The sequence below is a fragment of the Occallatibacter sp. genome, from assembly GCF_049802275.1.
GTDB lineage: Bacteria > Acidobacteriota > Terriglobia > Terriglobales > Acidobacteriaceae > Telmatobacter.
The window spans coordinates 1-2,422 of record NZ_JBARMD010000134.1 but is presented as its reverse complement, the minus strand read 5'-3'; the positions used below and the strand labels follow the sequence as shown (position 1 = coordinate 2,422).

At 59.1% G+C, this 2,422-nt stretch carries 3 protein-coding genes; 2 read left to right on the top strand and 1 reads right to left on the bottom strand.

What is annotated here, in order from left to right:
• Positions 1-491, top strand: a 491-nt coding sequence (locus WA354_RS04375) for a DUF58 domain-containing protein (protein ID WP_472811789.1), incomplete at its 5' end; no start/stop codon positions are given.
• 198 nt (positions 492-689) lie between these two features.
• On the opposite strand, the gene obgE is transcribed toward WA354_RS04375, so the two are convergent.
• On the bottom strand, positions 690-1,742 hold the full coding sequence (obgE, locus tag WA354_RS04370) for a GTPase ObgE (protein ID WP_472811788.1): 1,053 nt from the start codon (positions 1,740-1,742) through the stop codon (positions 690-692).
• 339 nt (positions 1,743-2,081) lie between these two features.
• On the opposite strand from obgE, the gene WA354_RS04365 reads away from it, so the two are divergent.
• The coding region (locus WA354_RS04365) for a carboxypeptidase-like regulatory domain-containing protein (protein WP_472811790.1) at positions 2,082-2,422 on the top strand (341 nt) is incomplete at its 3' end.

Below are 2,422 nucleotides of genomic sequence, written 5' to 3'. Positions count from 1 at the left end.
TGGGGTTGCTCGCCTACGGCCAGACTATCCAGCAGCGTCTTCTACCCGGACGCGGTGCGGCTCATCTCCGCCAGATGATCGAATTGCTGGCACAAGTCCGAGCCGAATCCAGCGAGGCCGACCACCTGCGCGCGACGACCTTGCTGGGCCGATTGCAGCCGCGCCGGTCCCTGATTCTCTGGATTACGGACCTCGCCGAAACCGCCATGCGCCCCGAAGTCATCGACGGTGCCATGCATCTCCTGCGGCGACACGTGCTGCTCTTCGTCGCCATGGCGCAGCCCGAGGTGGATGCGATCGCGCAGCAGCGGCCGAAGAATATTGATGAGATGTTTCGTGCCGCCGCCGCGCAGGAGATGGCCGGCCGCCGGGAACTGCTCATGGCGCGACTCCACGAGCAGGGCGCACTCACGCTCGATCTCAATCCCGAGGCAGTCACGTCCTCAGTGTTGAATCAGGATTTGAAAGTAAAAGAACGCGCGATGGTCTAATAACACTGTCGCACAAGGGTGGCCAAGTCAGGTTTGCAGAGCTGCATGAGCTTGCGGTGTCATCCTGAGCGGAGCGCGCTTGGGGGCCCCACAGAGTGGGGTAAGCGGAGCGAAGGATCTGCTTTTCTTTCTATCAGAGCGTGACTACAGCCGAGTTTCAGCGATCTGGTGCGTCGATCTGACTTATGCAACCCTTAGCTAGGTTGCAACAACTTCCATCGGCTGCACCCGCTTCGCCAGCGCCCATTTCAACTCGTCGATACCCTGGCCGGTAACGGCCGAGATAGCATGAAACTCCAGCTTGTGCCGCTTCGCATAGGTTGTCAGCTTCTTCAGTTTCTCTGGATTTGCCGCATCGATCTTCGAGGCAACAACGATCATCGGCTTGTCTGCGAGCGGGTGCTCATTCGCAGATCCATCGCCGGCCTTGGGTGAGAAACTGGCCAGCTCTTTATTGATGACCTTGAAGTCCTCAACGGGATCAGGACGGCCCGATGTGTCCGACACGTCGACAAGGTGAACCAGCAGCCGCGTACGCTCAATGTGGCGAAGGAACTGCGTGCCCAGACCCGAGCCGAGATGGGCCCCTTCGATGAGACCGGGCATATCGGCGACAACGAAAGACTGCAGGTTCGGCTCCTCGCCCACCGTCACCACCCCCAGGTTCGGCTCCAGCGTAGTAAACGGGTAATCGGCAATCTTCGGCTTGGCGGCCGAAATCCGCGAGATCAGAGTCGACTTTCCTGCATTCGGATACCCAACGAGGCCCACATCGGCCAGAAGCTTCAATTCCAGCCGGTAGAGCCGCTCCTCGCCCGGCCGCCCCAGTTCGTGCTCGCGCGGCGCCTGGTGCGTGCTGGTGGCAAAGTGCTGATTCCCGCGCCCGCCACGCCCTCCTTTTGCAACCACGAGGCGTTCATCCGGCTCAGAAAAATCATGGACAAGCTCGCCGGTTTCCTGGTCGTAAAGTGCTGTCCCCACAGGAACTTGCAGCACAATCGACTTGCCGTCAAGGCCGGTGCAATTTGAGCCCATGCCATGCTCACCGCGCTGCCCCTTGTGCTCCGGGTTGTAGCGGAAGTGGATGAGAGTGTTATGCCGTTGCGACGACTCCATGATGACGTCGCCACCACGTCCGCCATCGCCGCCGGATGGGCCGCCACGAGGCACAAACTTCTCGCGCCGGAAGGCCATGCAGCCGTTTCCGCCGTCCCCTGCCTTCACCCGGATTTTGGCTTCATCAATGAACATAAGTCAGAGTCACTTCAACAATTTAGATCGGAAATGGGGCGGCGGATCGGCAGACAGGCAAATTTCACAACGCCGTCGTTCCAGTTTACAGAACAAGGCCGTCCTTTCCCAAAAGGCCTCCAGGCAAACTGTTCTGATTCCAGGCACATTCTGTGTTCGGAGTCACCATCGTGTTTCCTCGAAGCTGCGTACAATCGCAGGCGAATTCACTGCAAGGAAAAATCTGCGTTTCCAATGAAAGATTTCCCGCCTTGGGAACAGATGCCTCCTGATTCCGCTTTCCGGAGATGTGGGGGCGTGCGTGAATGCGGACTGGTTCGAACGCAAGCTGGTCGTGCGATGGTTGCGAGATGTTGGACGAAGTCGCTGGCAAAAACTGCCCTGCTGATGATTGCCGGCTCGGGAACGTTTTGCTGTGCCTATGCGCAACAGCCGGCACGAACCGGCTCCCTGGCTGGAAAACTGACCGATGCGCATTCTTCTCCGCTCGAGAACGTAACCGTCACCCTTCGGAATGCCGCGACCGGAGCCGCGGTGCAAACCACGACTGCACGAGAAGGCCGATATCGCTTCAGCGCCTTGGTCCAGGGAGAATACATTCTCATTGCAACCGCCTCACGCGGCACTGGCCATGTGGATGGAATCTACGTTGCAGCCGGACACGAGTCACGGGTTCAGAC

Bases quoted from the DNA above. Each gene is read 5' to 3' on its own strand.
- obgE (WP_472811788.1), bottom strand. From the start codon at position 1,742: ATGTTCATTGATGAAGCCAAAATCCGGGTGAAGGCAGGGGACGGCGGA.